This window comes from Clostridium fessum (assembly GCF_003024715.1).
Classification (GTDB): Bacteria; Bacillota; Clostridia; order Lachnospirales; family Lachnospiraceae; genus Otoolea; species Otoolea fessa.
This window is the reverse complement of record NZ_PYLO01000002.1, coordinates 768,861-784,229: the sequence shown is the minus strand read 5'-3', so window position 1 is coordinate 784,229 and position 15,369 is coordinate 768,861. Positions and strand designations below refer to the sequence as shown.

Annotated in this window: 21 protein-coding genes and 3 pseudogenes; 21 read left to right on the top strand and 3 right to left on the bottom strand. The window is 39.9% G+C overall.

From position 1 onward, the window contains the following. Window positions 1-16: 16 nt before the first annotated feature. Window positions 17-1,153 (bottom strand): tyrosine-type recombinase/integrase, encoded by a 1,137-nt coding sequence (locus C7U56_RS08765; protein ID WP_002304408.1) that lies wholly within the window; start codon window positions 1,151-1,153, stop codon window positions 17-19. Between the two features lie 382 nt (window positions 1,154-1,535). Between C7U56_RS08765 and C7U56_RS08760 the strand changes: the two genes are divergently transcribed. Further along, the gene (locus C7U56_RS08760; RefSeq protein WP_002578940.1) at window positions 1,536-1,913 is read left to right on the top strand and encodes a helix-turn-helix domain-containing protein; all 378 of its coding nucleotides are present in this window, start codon (window positions 1,536-1,538) and stop codon (window positions 1,911-1,913) included. Window positions 1,914-2,075: 162 nt separating this feature from the next. Here the strand turns inward: C7U56_RS08760 and C7U56_RS08755 are convergent, their stop codons facing one another. Then, the gene (locus C7U56_RS08755; RefSeq protein WP_002304410.1) at window positions 2,076-2,630 is read right to left on the bottom strand and encodes an ImmA/IrrE family metallo-endopeptidase; all 555 of its coding nucleotides are present in this window, start codon (window positions 2,628-2,630) and stop codon (window positions 2,076-2,078) included. 51 nt (window positions 2,631-2,681) lie between these two features. Then, window positions 2,682-3,131 (bottom strand): helix-turn-helix domain-containing protein, encoded by a 450-nt coding sequence (locus C7U56_RS08750; protein ID WP_002304411.1) that lies wholly within the window; start codon window positions 3,129-3,131, stop codon window positions 2,682-2,684. 286 nt (window positions 3,132-3,417) lie between these two features. On the opposite strand from C7U56_RS08750, the gene C7U56_RS08745 reads away from it, so the two are divergent. The 20 genes and pseudogenes from C7U56_RS08745 to C7U56_RS08650 all read left to right on the top strand — a co-directional run. Next, window positions 3,418-3,981 carry a hypothetical protein gene (locus C7U56_RS08745; protein WP_002304412.1) on the top strand — a complete coding sequence of 188 codons (564 nt, stop codon included), beginning with the start codon at window positions 3,418-3,420 and terminating at the stop codon, window positions 3,979-3,981. A 262-nt stretch (window positions 3,982-4,243) separates the two neighbouring features. Beyond that, window positions 4,244-4,549, top strand: coding sequence for a helix-turn-helix transcriptional regulator (locus C7U56_RS08740; protein ID WP_002304413.1), 306 nt, complete (start codon window positions 4,244-4,246; stop codon window positions 4,547-4,549). 517 nt (window positions 4,550-5,066) lie between these two features. After that, complete coding sequence (locus C7U56_RS08735; protein ID WP_002304415.1) at window positions 5,067-5,471, top strand: type II toxin-antitoxin system PemK/MazF family toxin; 405 nt, start codon at window positions 5,067-5,069, stop codon at window positions 5,469-5,471. 30 nt (window positions 5,472-5,501) lie between these two features. Beyond that, the gene (locus C7U56_RS08730; RefSeq protein WP_477100006.1) at window positions 5,502-5,714 is read left to right on the top strand and encodes a helix-turn-helix domain-containing protein; all 213 of its coding nucleotides are present in this window, start codon (window positions 5,502-5,504) and stop codon (window positions 5,712-5,714) included. 117 nt (window positions 5,715-5,831) lie between these two features. Continuing rightward, on the top strand, window positions 5,832-6,455 hold the full coding sequence (locus C7U56_RS08725; RefSeq protein WP_002304420.1) for a helix-turn-helix domain-containing protein: 624 nt from the start codon (window positions 5,832-5,834) through the stop codon (window positions 6,453-6,455). Between the two features lie 4 nt (window positions 6,456-6,459). After that, window positions 6,460-7,833 (top strand): site-specific integrase, encoded by a 1,374-nt coding sequence (locus C7U56_RS08720; RefSeq protein ID WP_002304423.1) that lies wholly within the window; start codon window positions 6,460-6,462, stop codon window positions 7,831-7,833. An 85-nt stretch (window positions 7,834-7,918) separates the two neighbouring features. Continuing rightward, a complete protein-coding gene (locus C7U56_RS08715) occupies window positions 7,919-8,224 on the top strand; it encodes a hypothetical protein (RefSeq protein ID WP_002304425.1) in 306 nt (101 codons plus the stop codon). Between the two features lie 751 nt (window positions 8,225-8,975). Continuing rightward, window positions 8,976-9,422 carry a ParB/RepB/Spo0J family partition protein gene (locus tag C7U56_RS08710; protein ID WP_233430222.1) on the top strand — a complete coding sequence of 149 codons (447 nt, stop codon included), beginning with the start codon at window positions 8,976-8,978 and terminating at the stop codon, window positions 9,420-9,422. Window positions 9,423-9,434: 12 nt separating this feature from the next. Beyond that, window positions 9,435-9,851, top strand: a complete 417-nt coding sequence (locus C7U56_RS08705) for a ParA family protein (protein WP_477100004.1) — start codon at window positions 9,435-9,437, stop codon at window positions 9,849-9,851. Then, window positions 9,836-10,138 (top strand): annotated as a pseudogene (locus C7U56_RS08700) (NifB/NifX family molybdenum-iron cluster-binding protein); the annotation flags it as partial. The gene C7U56_RS08705 and the pseudogene C7U56_RS08700, both read left to right, overlap by 16 nt. 264 nt (window positions 10,139-10,402) lie before the next feature. After that, window positions 10,403-10,612 carry a DUF6219 family protein gene (locus C7U56_RS08695; protein WP_015516636.1) on the top strand — a complete coding sequence of 70 codons (210 nt, stop codon included), beginning with the start codon at window positions 10,403-10,405 and terminating at the stop codon, window positions 10,610-10,612. A 3-nt stretch (window positions 10,613-10,615) separates the two neighbouring features. After that, window positions 10,616-11,071, top strand: a complete 456-nt coding sequence (bcp, locus tag C7U56_RS08690) for a thioredoxin-dependent thiol peroxidase (protein ID WP_107000940.1) — start codon at window positions 10,616-10,618, stop codon at window positions 11,069-11,071. Further along, window positions 11,071-11,820: a peroxide stress protein YaaA gene (gene yaaA, locus C7U56_RS08685; protein ID WP_107000939.1), complete on the top strand. Its 750-nt coding sequence runs from the start codon at window positions 11,071-11,073 to the stop codon at window positions 11,818-11,820. The genes bcp and yaaA overlap by 1 nt, the downstream gene beginning before the upstream one ends. A 127-nt stretch (window positions 11,821-11,947) precedes the next feature. Then, window positions 11,948-12,355 carry a Fur family transcriptional regulator gene (locus C7U56_RS08680; RefSeq protein ID WP_107000938.1) on the top strand — a complete coding sequence of 136 codons (408 nt, stop codon included), beginning with the start codon at window positions 11,948-11,950 and terminating at the stop codon, window positions 12,353-12,355. Next, window positions 12,348-12,797, top strand: a pseudogene (locus C7U56_RS16385) (flavin reductase family protein); the annotation flags it as partial. The gene C7U56_RS08680 and the pseudogene C7U56_RS16385, both read left to right, overlap by 8 nt. Before the next feature lie 60 nt (window positions 12,798-12,857). Continuing rightward, window positions 12,858-13,529 (top strand): rubrerythrin, encoded by a 672-nt coding sequence (gene rbr, locus C7U56_RS16380; protein WP_333489801.1) that lies wholly within the window; start codon window positions 12,858-12,860, stop codon window positions 13,527-13,529. After that, window positions 13,513-13,845: a Rossmann-fold NAD(P)-binding domain-containing protein gene (locus C7U56_RS08670; RefSeq protein ID WP_366469736.1), complete on the top strand. Its 333-nt coding sequence runs from the start codon at window positions 13,513-13,515 to the stop codon at window positions 13,843-13,845. Before rbr ends, C7U56_RS08670 begins: the two co-directional genes overlap by 17 nt. Before the next feature lie 27 nt (window positions 13,846-13,872). Continuing rightward, window positions 13,873-14,247: a desulfoferrodoxin family protein gene (locus C7U56_RS08665; protein ID WP_107000936.1), complete on the top strand. Its 375-nt coding sequence runs from the start codon at window positions 13,873-13,875 to the stop codon at window positions 14,245-14,247. A 90-nt stretch (window positions 14,248-14,337) separates the two neighbouring features. Beyond that, window positions 14,338-14,496 (top strand): rubredoxin, encoded by a 159-nt coding sequence (locus tag C7U56_RS08660; RefSeq protein WP_107000935.1) that lies wholly within the window; start codon window positions 14,338-14,340, stop codon window positions 14,494-14,496. A 573-nt stretch (window positions 14,497-15,069) separates the two neighbouring features. Then, window positions 15,070-15,342 (top strand): annotated as a pseudogene (locus C7U56_RS08650) (antirestriction protein ArdA); the annotation flags it as partial. Between the last annotated feature and the right edge of the window lie 27 nt (window positions 15,343-15,369).

Here is a 15,369-nt window from a genome sequence, read left to right as displayed (position 1 = left end):
TGACGGTGTTGACAATTTATTTGACGGCTAATAAATCAGAAAGCCGTTGCATATTTTCTCTTTTTAAATCCATGGATGGGTGTACATAGCGATTCATTGTAATATTCACGCTGGCATGACCCAATATTTCGCTGAGACTTTTTACATCGAATCCAAGCTCTATGCACCTTGTAGCAAATGTATGACGTAACGAGTGATAATTTGCGGAGGTGATTCCGCTGTTTTTCAATACCTTCTTAAAATGATTTTGCATGGTTCTTGGTTCTAATGGATTCTGATCGCTATTGGTTAGGATGTAGCCAGTAGAAGAAGCTTTGTGTGCTGTAAGAATAGTCATTAAGCCATGGGGTACTGGAATAGTACGGATGGAGCAAGCACTTTTTGGTGTGGTAACAACAATCCTTGTCTTGTATTCACTGTTGGTTCTATCTTGGATTCTCTGGAGCGTTTGATGCACGTGGATTGTGTAATCTGAGAATGAAACATCTTCCCATCGTAACGCACAAATTTCACCTACTCTGAGACCAGTGAATAAACATACTAATATACCAATATTGCAGGAATCAAGATTAGAATACAAGTATTGGCATAATTTTTCCTGTTCAGCACGACTCAAAACTCTCATTTCCTTCGTTTGACGTTTTATCTGTATAGATCGTGCGTCACAAGAAATGGCTTTCCCGTTTCGGGTGGCAAATTGTAAGACATTTCGAATTAGAGATAAAATATCTGAAACAGTTTTAGAGGAAAGTCCATTCTCCTTTAATCCACCAGAAACAAGGAAAAAATTACACTGCGTTTCAATAAACTCGTGTGTTATATCACGCAATTGTTTGCTTCCGAACACAGGAAGTATATACGAGCTGAGAAGATTCCTATATTTGTTGCTTGTAGATTCCTTCACTTTAGGACATATAGCTTGAAACCATTCCATAGCAACCTGTTCAAATTGATCTGAGCTAATTTCTGGATCGACAGTGACAGAATTACTCGTGCACGAACTTTGACTGATAAGTTTTGCCTTGACTTCTCGATATGACTTTGCATAAACATAACCGTAATTGGCTTTGCCTGTAGAAGATCGGGACTTAATGTATCTTCCTTCCCATCTGCCGTCTTTCCTTTTGTAAATATTTTCTCCTTTTCGTGCCATAAGGTACACCTCCTTCAATATGACTATAATTCTGACGGCAAATTGTGACTTTGGAACTTTCTAAGATGGATTTTTGTGCAAAACCTCGTGTTTTATGTCCCTAACATATTGACAAACAGTGCGACAATTTGTAAAATAAAGATATAAACTAAAAAAAACAGAGAAGAATGCGATTCGTGGAGTAATGTACTCTACGAATTTTTTATTTTAAAGAACCTCAAGATAGCTCATATTGTCGTCTTGGGGTTCTTTTCATTCTATCATTTAATGCAATCTGCCTATAAAATTTTATCATATTGCATTTATAAATGCAACTTGCACCCGATGTTGGTTGTTGAGATTTTTGGTACATTTTATAATGTATAGCAGAATCATACACAGCATGGAGGTGATTGAAACGCAACCGGAAATTGATTACGTTAAGATTGGTCAGCGCATTAGAGCTGCCCGACTGGAAAAGGGTTATAGTCAGGCTGATTTGGGTGCGTTGGTTGGTTGCTCGAACAATCATATGAGCCATGTTGAAGTTGGACAGACGAAAGTTTCTTTGGCAATGCTTCTAAAACTGGCATTCGTCTTGGAAAAGAACTTTGACTATTTTTTACTGGATACCCCATATGCAAAATGCGACAGCATCATTGATAATGAGATTGCTGCAAAACTGAAAAAGTGTAATGTAACAACATTGATAACCGTAGGAAAGTTGATTGATGTCTTGATTGACCAGCAAGAGATGATAAAAAAAGCGGAGCTTGATTGATATAATGAAAAAGAAGCCCATTGACGGTACAGAGTGAACTGCTATGGGGTTCTTTTTTGCAGCACAATATACTGATTCTTTAAGAAGCAAAAAGTCCACCAGTCATGATGCACTACGCATCGTACTGGTGGACTTTTTCTGTAAAGATATAAAAATAGATATTCATATATCGCCATAACCAATGTCGTTATCGTAGGCATGAAGATCTTCTTTCAGGAAATCTGCTTTACGAATATACATCGAATTTACCAGCTCTCCTTTTTCGTGGAGCAGGCTGAATTTGTAGTCTAATAATGCTGCCGGTACATAGAGCATTTTAGCCGTTTCAAAAAATGTGTGTTCCGAAAGGCATTCCAGGACTTTCCCATCTTCTAACAGAAGCTCCGCCGCAAAGAAGTTTGCTTCATTTTCTTCGATTGATCTATCATCAAAAACTTCCATTTCTTGAAAGCCGTGCATCATAGCGATTTTTGTATGCAGGACAGCGTGTCCTAATTCATGTGCGACTAATATACGCTCCAGGATACCGTTCACATTGTGATCTATCACGATATTCTTTTGTCTGGACTGGTAATAGAAGAAGCCCTTCAATTTCTTCTGTAAATCGTAATAGTGGATTTTGATACCTAACAGCTGACATAGCTCGTAAGGGTCTCTGGTGTGATATTTTCGCACAAGCTTATCGACAGTTTCAATGATATGCTCTGCCGTTTTCATTTGCTTCACCTCCGAATCGCACACAGAAAACATATTCTGTGCTTGAGGATTTTACTCTTTATCTTTATGCTTTCTGTATTTCTTCGGAGTGTACTTTTCCCGTGCTGTTTTCTTAGAGTCCATATAAACTGACATAATCGCCTGGAAGAATACATCTTTTGCGTCCTCGTCCAATTCTCCACCGGCAAACAGAGAATTTACACGACCCAACACTTCCTGAGCTTCTTTTGCTCCTTTTGAACCGAAGTTTTCCTTTGCCTCTAAAATAAACATATCCTGATCTATATGGCTCTGGCTATCCGTTTCAGATTCGTCCAAAAGATAGGACACAGAGATATGCAGTGCTTCAGCAAGTTTTCTGATGTTGCTTTTTCTGGGGAGTGTTCCGAGCTGCTCATAGGTGTAAAGGGATCTTTCGGAAATGCCGGTCATCTGGGCAAGCTCCGTTTGAGATAGGTTCATAGCCAAACGAGCTTCTTTAATTTTTTCTCCAAATGTCATGGTAGTATCCTTCCTTTCAAAAAATATTTATTCGTAACTTCCGATTATTTGTTGACAAACTTCTGGAAAATGCTATAATAAGAATCATAACAGAAGTTTTAATTCCACTTAATTATATATCGGAACTTTTATAAAGTCAAGAACTTCCGATTTCACTTCTGTTATTTTAATCAAATATCGGAAGTTATAGTCATTCTTGTCCCATGGTATTTGTTTCCCTTTAGCCAAGTGACAGGAGTTAGAAAGGAATTCTTATTTTATGGATTAGGCTGAAAGGAGATTCTGAATGAGCAGATATAATACACAGGTATTAAGCAGTATTCGAATGCTTTGCCGGATGCAGAACATTGACGAGAAGGTTCTGTATGAAAGAGCAAAGCTGATTTTATCCATATATCGAGAGGTGTGCTGGTCTACCATTGATCGTGCGAATGATGTATGTGATACCCTTATTTGTACTTACGGTGACAGCTTAGATGGTGCATTGATTTATCTGGAGAACTTTGCTCCGGATGAAGCGAGAGAACGATTTGAAGAACGCATTCGCAGCTTATTTGAGACAAAGTGGATCATTGAACTGGTAGATATGGCTATGTTGAAAATCAGAGAATATCCAGATAAAGGCGCTCTGTACTGTGAGATTATCTCAAAGGCATATCTCAACCGCTTCAAGTACAGGGAATCAGAAATGCTGGAGGTTTTGAATATGGAACGCAGCACCTACTATGACCGAAAGAAAGAAGCGATACTGTTATTTGGTCTGTCACTTTGGGGAACAGCCATTCCTAAATTGAAAGATTTCCTGGAAAGTGCCCGGGAGGAAGAAGCATTGTGTTATTGTGAATGCTAAGACAGGATTTTAGTCCGACTAAAATCCGATGAAAATACGACGGTTCCCCTACTGAAAGTCCGACTTGTCCAGTGTTAAAATGGCTATGCTGGGAGATAGCGGCATAAAATTGAATAGAGAGAGTTACGCCTCGTGCCTGTAATGGGTACGGGGCTTTTTTTATACCTGCCTATTTTCCCCCATAATTAACACAAAGGCATGAACGAGAGCTTGGAGTAATTTACTCCGGCTCTTTTTTTATGCCTGCAAGGAGGACAGGCAGATGGCAAAGGGTATTGAGAATCGGGCACGATCTCCTCCCGCTGTTTTTGATTTTGCAACTTCACAAATTCAAAAACACGGAGGAACGAAAATGTATTACGACTTGGTTGAAAGCGGAAAAAGAATTAAAGCCTTGAGAAAGGAACATGGGCTTACACAGGAACAGCTTGCGGAGCAGTTAGGTGTTGCCGCAAACACCATTGCACGAATTGAAACCGGCAACAGAGGTATCTCTATTGATTTGGCAATCGAACTGGTTGTGCGCTTTGAGACAACCCTTGATTACATATTTTTAGGTCGTGAATAACCTCAAAACTATACCTACGAGGCAATAAAAACTTGCATGAGGAACAGGTACAATTTAGATACAGCCAAAGAAAATCGGCTGCTTGATCCTTGAAAACTGAATACACAGTCATCGAATACGTTCCTGTTGCCGGTGCGAGAGCATCAGCCACATCAGCGGTACGCCGAGACGTATCGGATAGAGAAACAGAACGACTTTCTTCTATAAATTAAGCGCTTGTCTCTCTCCCGATGCCAGCGATCAATACTGGCTTGTAAATATTGGGTTGCTCCCAATACGGCCATGAAAGCAACAGGATTAAAGATACTTCTCTACGGAGCTGGCGGAGAACCCGGCAGAGGTTAGATTCCTATGGAACTGATTCGCAATCAGTCGTTCGGTGATTCCCTGAGGGCGTAAGCCCTCTTTCCCAGGGGTGCGTGGCAAATATGGGACACATAGACTTTTGGACTGACTGCCTGATTCCTTTCTGGCAGTCAGTTATTACATAGCCAACGAAAGGAGGTCATGGCACATGATGAAAGAAAATTGGGTATATTGCCGTGGTGATATTTATTGCGCCAAGCTGGACCCGGTAGTTGGGTCGGAACAAGGCGGCATCCGTCCGGTTATCGTCATTCAGAACGATACCGGTAATAAACACGCTCCCACATTGATTGTGGCAACGGTCACCACCAGAATCCATAAGAAAGCGAATATGCCGACGCACTTTGTTATTTACGACAATCCTGCATTCAAAGAAGCGTCCGTTGTTCAGCTGGAACAGATTCGTACCATTGATAAAAGCAGGATTGATAATTACTTAGGTAAGGTAACGCCCCGTGAAATGGTAGCGATTGAGAAAGCCTTATCTGTCAGCCTGGCAATGGAACAGCTGAAAAAGCGTTCCCCAAAACATAAAGCAAAGAGAGCGAAGGAGTGAACATAAATGTTTGAAGAAAGAATCGCTGCCATGAATCAGCGCACCGAAGAAGCGATGGCTGCTAACGCAGTTCAGTTTGATAAGAGAACCTATACGGTTGATGAGATTCAGGATATTCTGGGCATCAGCAGAACCAGCGCATACAACCTTGTGAAAAAGAAAGTTTTCCATAGCGTCCGCATCGGTGGCAGTATCAGAATCTCCAAAAAGAGTTTTGATGAGTGGTTGGATCATCAAATGTAAGATTTGTCAAGGGCGTCGTACAACCCGGCGACAAACTTCAAAACATATTGAGAGTTCGATAAAATGTAGCCATGACAAGAAACACATGGCTACATTTTTTACATAGGAGGTTGTACGATGGCGGAAATGAGAAAACGCACGAGTATGTCTGTTCTGGAAATGGGCAGGATGCTCGGTCTTGGTAAAACGGAGTCATACTGGCTCATTAAGAAGAATTACTTCAAAACCATTCTTGTCGGCAACACCATGAGGGTGATGATCGACAGCTTTGAAGAATGGTATGCCAATCAGTTCAAATACCAGAAGGTCGATGGAACCCCTCCCGGCGAGGAATTGAAGAAAACTACATATTCAATGGAGGAGCTTGGACAGCGCCTTGGGCTGAAAGAAGCGACTGCTTACGAACTGGTTGCCAAAGGGCATTTTGATGTGGTCGATGTCCTGGGCAAGCGCAGAGTGACAAAGGAGAGCTTTGAAAGATGGTATGCTTCTCAAACCGATTACCGCACGGTAGAGGATCAGGAACTGGATGCAGATATTATGGCATCCACCTACGGTCTGCCGGAAATGGCAAGAATGCTTGGGGTACATCGTCAGACCATTTACTATATCGTTGCCAATGAAGATTTTGAGCTTATCAAGGTTGGCAGGTATAAGCGAGCTACCAAAGAGAGCTTTGAAAAATGGTATCACAATCAGACCCGCTACCAGTTAGCGGAAGATAGACAGGAAAGGAGCTGATTACATGGCATCTATCGTTAAGAGAAAAAAGAAGTATTCTGTGGTTTATACATACACCGATGAGAACGGCAACAAGCGTCAGAAGTGGGAAACCTTTGAAACGAATGCCGAAGCAAAGAAAAGGAAGTTGCAGGTTGAATATGAGCAGGAGTCCGGAACCTTTATTCCCCCTTCTGCTAAAACCGTCAATGATCTTTTGGATGAGTATATGTCAATCTATGGTGTGAACACCTGGGCGATGTCTACCTATGAAAGCAGAAAGAGCCTGATTGCAAACTATATTCGTCCCCTCATCGGTGATATGAAGCTGGAGGATGTCACGCCGAGAATCATGGACAAGTATTACCGAGATTTGCTTTCTGTCAAAGCGGTTTCTTCTAAGTATGTAAAAGCCCGTACAGAATATCTGACTCCGCATACTGTCCGAGAGGTTCACAAGACATTGCGAAATGCTTTCAATCAAGCGGTCAAGTGGGAATTGATGACCAGAAACCCTGTGGAGCACGCTACGCTGCCGAAAGAAGAACACAAGACCAGGGATATCTGGACAGCAGAAGTGCTCCAGAAGGCTCTGGAAGCCTGTGACGATGATATTCTTCGTCTGGCTATTAACCTTGCCTTCTCCTGTTCCCTGCGAATGGGCGAGCTTCTGGGGCTTACCTGGGACTGTATTGACATTTCCCCCACCAGTATTGAACTTGGTCAGGCAAGCATCTTCGTTGAAAAGGAGTTGCAGAGAGTAAATCGTGAAGCGATGGCAGATCTGGACGGTAAGGACATCATGTTCAAGTTCCCACCGACCTTCGCCAGTACGCATACCGCATTGGTTCTCAAAACTCCTAAGACCAAAACAAGTGTCCGCAAGGTGTTCTTACCGAAAACCGTAGCGGAAATGTTGGTACAGCGAAAGGCTGACATCGAAGAACTGAAAGACCTTTTCGGTGACGAGTTCGTAGACTTCAATCTGGTTTTCTGTTCTTCCAATGGCAAGCCGATTGAGGGGCAGGTTATCAACCGTGCTTTCAATAAGCTGATTGAGGAGAAGGGACTGCCGAAAGTGGTTTTCCATAGTCTCCGACATTCCAGTATCACTTACAAGCTGAAGCTGAACGGCGGCGATATGAAATCCGTTCAAGGCGATTCCGGTCATGCACAGGTCAAGATGGTAGCGGATGTTTACTCCCATATCATCGACGATGACCGCAGACTGAACGCTGAAAGAATGGAAGCTGCGTTCTACTCAGGCAGACAGGCAACGCCTGAGCCGGTTCAACCAGCCGCAACGGAAAGCTCCGCTGATGATAAAGAACTTCTTCTGAAGCTTCTGCAAAATCCGGAAATGGCAGCACTCCTGAAGTCGCTGGCAAAAACATTATAGTAACTGCAAGGGCAGATCCTTTTACATAGCTACAATAGCTGTAAAAGGGTCTGCCCTTATTTTTTTGTTATGGAGGTCAACGAGTATGGATAGAATCTTTATGGACGAGTATTACGAGCATCTGAGAGCTGACAATATCGAGGCATTTTCCAAGGAAAGGAACGACGAATATGTTGGCAGAGCTGAGGAATACAAAGCAGCAAAGTCGGCATTGCTTGAAGGATTGGGACTTGAGCATTTGTTTGACCATAGCCATGAACTGACTCCGAAAGAGAAAGAAATATGGATGCTGTTCGATAGGGTTGATGTAGCAGAGCTTCTTGCAAGGGATGCTTTTGCCAAGGGTGCTTATATGCTCGGCGCTGAGGATAGAGAGATTATGCTGAAATAAAAAAAGACCTGCTTCGGCGGGTCTAAATTACATAGAATCATTGAGTCTGAAAAACCTTTGAAATTCTTAATAATTCTGGTTGAAAAATTCATTTTGAAATGATATATAAAACAGACTGAAATCTGTGTCTAAGGACACCCGCACCCTCACACGAGAATGAATAGGATTTCCTATCATTTCGCATCACGAGAAGTTACATAGTGACATTTACTTGCACTTGCAACGTCCACCAAAAATCGAAAGACTTGCTAATTTCGAGCCAATCGGACGGTGTAAAATCCCTCTGAATTAGCTATCACAGCGTAGTATCAGATGGGATTTGAAATGCTGAAAAACCTTGTATTTCCAAGCATTTTTAAGCATTAGATGCCACTTCCCGATGTCGTATCGGGTCTACTCCTAAGCACTAGTTGAGGGTTCGATTCCCCCTGGGAACGTGCATTTTTTGCAGCAATGATCGTAAAAGTTCATTGCTGCTTTTTCTTTTTTCCGATGCTCGTGAGCACCGAGAGAACACTTAAACGCAGATATTGAGCACCGAAATTTCTTAACGGGCACCAATGCAATAATTCAATCCTGGTACCGAATGGAGATAACTACAGCGTAGGATAAGGATTGGGGTGTCAATGAATGTAAATATGGTTTTCTTGCCTGAACAAAACAGGCCTGACGGATCTATCCGCCCAGATTAGATTAAGAATCTATTCTGGGCGGATTTTTTCGTTACAGATATTTTAGAGGAGGATAGCTTATGGATAAAAAAACGGATGTAAGAGATCCGGATGAAAAAGTTGTTGAGATTGAAATGGAACGGTTAAGAGCATTTCCAAATCATCCATTTAAAGTGATCGGAGACAGTCAGATGATTGAGCTGCAGGACAGCATAAAAAAGTATGGTGTACTGAATCCATTGATTGTTCGTCCAAAGATTGAAGGCTACTACGAAATTATTTCTGGCCACAGAAGAAAATATGCGGCTGAGAAGCTGGGATATAAGAAAATTCCGGTAATCATTCGTATGTTGCAGGATGATGAAGCAGTAGTGATCATGGTCGATTCCAATTTGCAGAGAGAGCAAATTACACCAAGTGAAAAGGCCTATGCCTATAAGATGAAATATGATGCCATCAAAAAAAGGCAGGCAGAAAGAATTGTAGTCAAGTTGACCACAATACAGGAAAGAGGAGTATTGACGTAATCGGAGAACTTTGTGGTGACAGTGCGAAGCAGGTGCATAGCAGTATCAAATCAAAAAGGTGGAGTTGGAAAGACGGTATCGTGCGTGAATTTAGGAATCGGACTGGCACAGGAAGGGAAAAAGGTTCTTCTGATAGATGCAGATCCGCAGGGCAGTCTCACAATTAGTTTAGGGTATGAGGAACCGGATGAAATGGAGTATTCTCTTGCAACGCTGATGCTAAATATTGTGAATGATGAAAAACTGAACATGGAAAAAACAATCCTTCATCATAAGGAAGGTGTGGATCTGATACCGGCCAATATAGAATTATCAGCGATTGAGGTATCTTTGGTAAACGCAATGAGCAAGGAACTGATTATGAGGTCACTTATTGAGAGATTAAGGGAATTTTATGATTTTATCATTATAGATTGTATTCAGAAGTAGTAGATACGAATGGAAGCGGACATGGTGCATTGGCAGGAGTTCTTAATGCATTAAATGCCGATGTTTTGATCTGCGGCGGAATAGGAGGAGGTGCCCAGACTGCGTTAGCGGTAGCAGGCATTAAGCTTTTTGGCGGAGTTTCAGGAGATGCAGATAAAGCAGTAGAAGCTTTTATCAATGATACACTTGATTATAATCCAGATGTTAAGTGTTCTCACCATGAGCACAGCCACGGAGAGGGACATACATGTGGTAAACATGGATGTGGAAACCATAGCTGTCATTAAGAAGAATAGCAAAAAATACAATACGAAAGGATGCGTCAAGGTAATGGGAGAATTATCGTGATACATCCTTTTGTATTATTTGATAAGATGGCAGATTACATTTTCAATAAGGCGGTTAAAAACTGTGAATGCTACATCGATCTCTACATGGATTGAGTATTTTTCTTTTCTTACTTGTAGAAAGTGATGAATGGAAGGTATAATATTGTTAATGATCCAGAGATATTTATTTTGGAAACAGCTTAATCAATTTGGAGGTATAAAATGAAAGCACATAAATATTGGTCAATCGGAGCAATAGTTACAATGGTTGGAACTTTTTATACAGGATATAAAGGGTTAAAAGCAGCACACAAATACTTTGCATTTGGCTCTCTGATATGCATGATTATGGCAGTCTATTCTGGTCATAAAATGATTTCAGGTAATAAAAGAACAAGAAAACAGGTGGAAAATACAAAAGCGGAGGAATAGTAAATGTTAGAGATAGGAACAAAAGCACCGGATTTTGAATTGCCGGCTCAGAACGGAGAAGTGCATAAATTAAGTGATTATTTAGGTAAAAAAATAATTTTATATTTTTATCCAAAGGATAATACACCAGGATGTACGAAGCAGGCATGTGGCTTTTCTGAGCGTTATCCACAATTCACCGAGAAAGGTGCGGTGATCCTTGGAGTCAGTAAGGATTCTGTAGCCTCTCACAAGAAATTTGAGGAAAAATATGGATTGGCATTTACACTTTTGGCAGATCCGGAGCGTAAGGTGATCGAAGCATATGATGTCTGGAAAGAAAAGAAAAACTATGGCAAGGTTTCTATGGGTGTGGTAAGAACCACATATCTTATTGACGAGCAGGGAATCATTAGAAAGGCAAATGATAAAGTCAAGGCGGCAGATGATCCTGAAAATATGCTTAAGGAATTAAATTGATGAAGATTATATTGTCACCTGCAAAAAAGATGATTGTAGATACAGATAACATAGCACCGGTTGAACTGCCTGCCTTTATTGATAAGACAGCAGAGATATTAAGCTGGATGAAAAGCAAATCAAAAGAGGAACTGAAAGCTATCTGGAAATGTAATGACAAGATTGCAGAGCAGAACGTTAACAGATTGGAAAATATGGATCTTTATAACAGACTTACTCCGGCTGTTTTAGCATATGAAGGAATTGCATTTCAATATATGGCACCAGCTGTGTTTGAAATCCAGCAGTTTGAGTATCTGCAAAATCATTTAAGAATCCTGTCTGCGTTTTATGGCATTTTAAAACCACTGGATGGTGTGACTCCTTATCGCCTTGAAATGCAGGCAAAAGCTGAGATTGAAGAAACAACAAATCTATATGATTACTGGGGGGACCGGTTATATCATTCAGTAATTGATGACAGCAGGATTATCATTAATCTTGCATCAAAAGAATACTCGAAATGTATAGAAAAGTATCTGACACCACAGGACAGATATATTACGATTGTATTTTGTGAGTTATCCGGAGATAAATTGGTAACAAAAGGTACCTATGCCAAGATGGCTCGTGGTGAAATGGTCAGATTCATAGCGGAAAATAATATTGAAAATCCGGTGGAGATTCAGAAATTTGACAGACTCGGATATTCGTTTAGGTCTGATTTATCTTCAGATTCAGAATATGTATTTGAACGCAAAATAAAATAGTTATTCAGGTAAAAGATGCTCAGTTTAGCACCTTTTATAATAATGAGAATCATTACTATTTTTATTGACAACAGGATGATAGTGGTATATAATCCTTATTAAGAACTAATCCTAATAAGGAGGACGGATGACAAGTAGGAGAAATACCATTCAAAAAGATCTCGTAAGAAATACCGTATACGAAATGAGAAGACACGTTACGGCAATTGAAGTGTATGAATTTATAAAAGAAGCATATCCATCAATTGGAAAAGGAACTGTATATAGAAATCTTGATATATTGGTAGAGGAAGGTGCATTAAGAAAGGTTGAAGTTCCGAATGGACCGAACCGATTTGATTTTACATTGAAAAATCATTACCATGTAAGATGTATAAAGTGCGGTGAAATTTTTGATGTGGATATGGATCAAATACCGGATTTGCTGGAAAGAATTCATAACACTCATGGAATTGAATTTGTGGATTACGATATTTCATTTAAAGGCATTTGCCCGAAATGCAGGGAGAAGGTAAAGGAGGAACAGCATGGATAGGAAAGCAATGTATAAGTTGAGTTATGGACTGTTTATATTGACCGCTAAAGAAGCAGAAAAAGATAACGGATGCATCATTAATACAGCCATTCAGGCAGCTTCGGAACCAAACCAGTTAAGTATCTGTGTAAATAAGGCAAATTATACGCATGATATGATTCAAAGAACCGGAAAATTTACTGTATCAGTCTTAAGTCAGAAGGCACAATTTGAATTGTTCAAACATTTTGGCTTCCAATCAGGAAGAGATACCAATAAGTTTGAAGCATTTGAGCAGTGTGCCAGGGGCACGAATGGTATTTATTATATTACAGAAGGTACAAATGCATACATTTCTGTGACAGTTACTAAAACAGAGGACTTAGGTTCACATACGATGTTTATCGGTGAGATAACCGATATGGAAGTTTTAAGCAATGTTCCTTCAGTAACATATGATTATTATCAGAATAACATTAAGCCTAAGCCACAGGAGGTTGGAAAAACAGAGGACAGTCAGACAATATGGCGTTGCAGAATTTGCGGATATGAATATGTAGGCGAGGAATTACCGGATGACTTTATATGTCCTTTGTGCAAGCACCCGGCATCAGATTTTGAAAAAGTAGTAAAGAAAACGGAGGTAAAAGAGATGGCAGAAAACAAATATGTAGGAACACAGACAGAGAAGAATTTACAGGAGGCATTTGCGGGGGAATCACAGGCAAGAAATAAGTATACCTATTTTGCTTCTGTAGCGAAAAAGGAAGGTTACGAGCAGATGTCAGCATTGTTTTTAAAGACTGCAGATAATGAGAAAGAACATGCAAAGATGTGGTTCAAGGAATTAGCAGGAATTGGTGATACAAAGGAAAACCTGGCGGCAGCGGCAGAAGGCGAAAATTATGAGTGGACAGATATGTATGACGGCTTTGCTAAAACAGCTGAGGAAGAAGGATTCCCTGAGCTTGCAGCAAAATTCAGGGCAGTAGGTGAGATTGAGAAGCACCATGAGGAAAGATATCGTGCACTTCTTAAGAATATTGAAACTGCACAGGTATTTGAAAAGAGCGAAGTTAAGGTATGGGAATGCCGTAACTGCGGACATATTGTGGTAGGAACAAAGGCTCCTGAGGTATGTCCGGTATGTAACCATCCACAAAGCTATTTTGAAGTACATGAAGAGAATTATTAAGGAGATAAGATTATTAGCAGTCAAGAACAGTGCTTATGAAATAATAAATAAAAAGCACGCTACATATTATGGAATGGCAATGTCTGTAAAAAGAATCTGTGAAGTAATTATGAGAAATGAAAAATCAATACTTCCGGTATCGCACATAATTCATGGCGTATATGATATTGACGGAGTATCGTTAAGTATGCCAGTTATTGTAGGTGTTGATGGTATTGAGTCTAATATACCTATTAATTTAAGTGGTGAGGAAGCATTAAAGCTTAAGAAATCTGCAGATTCTTTGAAAAAGATTATAGAGACAATTGAACTATAAATTATACACATGGAAGGAGATAAAAGCATGGAAGTAAAGTATTATATATGTAAGCATTGTGGAAACATTGTTGAAAAGGTAAAGGATAAAGGTGTTCCTGTAATTTGTTGCGGAGAACCTATGCAGGAATTAAAAGCCGGTGTGACAGATGCGGCTGTTGAGAAGCACGTGCCTGTATATACAGTGGAAGGCAATTATGTTCATGTCGTGGTCGGAGAGACAAAACATCCAATGCTTGAAGAACATTTCATTGAGTGGATTACATTAAATACCAATCAGGGAATATACAGAAAACAGTTAAATCCAGGGCAGGAGCCGATAGCAGATTTTTGTCTTTGCGATGGTGAACAGGTAGAAGAAGTATATGCATATTGTAACCTGCATGGATTATGGAAATGCTAAAAGCATTTATACATATTAAGATTTAAGAACAACACAAATATAACCGTAATATAGGCTGTGTATTAATGTATTTACAAGGAGGAACAACAAATGAAATATGTATGTGATGTTTGCGGATGGGAATACGATGAGGAGAAGGGATATCCAGAAGGTGGTATTGCACCTGGTACAAAGTGGGAGGATATTCCGGAAGATTTTGAATGTCCGTTATGTTTTGTAGGCAAAGACCAGTTTTCAAAGGCTGAATAAAAATGAAAGCAGGACTAATGGATGTATGAAATGAAACCAGAATATTATATTGGAATAAATATGATAGAATTGACATAATATTGGAAAATCTTCGTGATTATACAGTAAAACACTTTACTGATGAAGAGCAGTATATGGAATCTATTAATTATAAGAAGTTATTTACACAGAAAGTTCAACATCTGAAATTTATACACAAACTTGATGAATTTATAGAACATCATAATGATGAGATAGAAGATCAAGATGAACAGATTATGGTTATATGTGTAGAGTCTGCGGATAGAGGATAGGGGAATGTGCAGCATGTTTCCGTATTACTCCCATGTTGTTACCAATTGCTATCCTTTTGCTACCATTCTACCTCTTTTTTTCAGAATTGACCTGTGCTAATATTATCATAGACAAATGAGACATGAGCTATAAACTTACATTTCATTTGTTTCTCTTTTGCAAAAGAATACGGACAAAATATAAAGCGTCTGCTCATTGCCGGAATGGTGATGAGTATGGCGCTTTTTTTGATGCCGAAAACCGGGTGATGACCTGAAAAATGAAACAGGAGGAAATAGCATGGCATATGAATATGGCCACGATTGCCCATTTGAAGCTTACATCACGAATCTCGGAAAATATAACGAAGGGGAGTTGGTAGGCGAATGGGTAAAGTTTCCTACCACATCAGAAGATCTGAAAAAAGTATTTGAACGAATTGGAATCGGTTCAAAAGATGACTTTGGTAATCCTTATGAAGAATGGTTCATAAGTGATTATGACTGTTATGTCGATGGGCTGTATGAAATGCTGGGAGAATACGAAAGTCTGGATGAACTCAATTATCTGGCTTTCTTTAAAAAGAAGCCGGTCATATTT